This window comes from Vibrio sp. 10N.261.52.A1, assembly GCF_002876325.1.
Lineage (GTDB): Bacteria > Pseudomonadota > Gammaproteobacteria > Enterobacterales > Vibrionaceae > Vibrio > Vibrio chagasii.
On the sequence record NZ_MCYD01000311.1, the window covers coordinates 1 to 761 of the forward strand.

General features: G+C 40.1%; 1 protein-coding gene. It reads left to right on the top strand.

The window, feature by feature from the left end; translation table 11 throughout:
• Positions 1–297: 297 nt before the first annotated feature.
• Positions 298–761 (top strand): THUMP domain-containing protein (locus tag BCT81_RS03810; protein ID WP_241908151.1); only part of this gene is annotated, 464 nt, incomplete at its 3' end.

The following is a 761-nucleotide window of genomic DNA, read 5'->3' on the forward strand; positions in this document are numbered from 1 at the left end:
TATTTATTCCCTGTTTTTGCTCTTTTGTAGCTAAGTTTCACCCTTATTTTTAGTTTGGTATATACCAAATTCGGTGTGAATATAAATTCACAAAGGCGAATTGCTCGGAAATTGGGTGTTAAACGAGTGAGTTCGTTAGGTCTTATGTTTTAAGGGGATGTAGGTAAGCGATCGCTTCACTACTGAGTGTTTGCTAGCCAGTTAGTCGAAAGATTCAATGAAAAGACGAGTTTAGAGTGATGCTCTGGTAACAAAATCAGGTATAATCGAGCTCATTTTTATCAATAAAAGAACACTATGAATCAATATCTAGCGGTTACCTCAAACGGCCTTGAGAATTTATTAGTTGAAGAACTAACCCAACTAGGGATTACAAACGCAAAACCTGTTCAGGCAGGTGTTAAATTCAAAGCGACCAATGAGCAAATTTATCGTTGTTGTTTGTGGAGTCGTTTGGCTTCTCGATTTGTACGTGTCCTTTCTGAATTCACTTGTCAGGACGACATGGATTTGTACCTATCGACCACTGCGGTTAACTGGGTGAATCAATTCCATAGCTCTAAGCGTTTTGTGGTTGACTTTAATGGTACTAACCGCGAAATCCGCAATAGCCAATATGGCGCGATGAAAGTGAAAGACGCTATCGTCGATTGCTTCGAGAAGAAGTCACTACCTCGTCCTTCTATTAGCAAAGAAAACCCAGACGTTCGTATTCACGTTCGTTTACACCGTGACAAAGCGATTCTTGGCCTTGATATGGT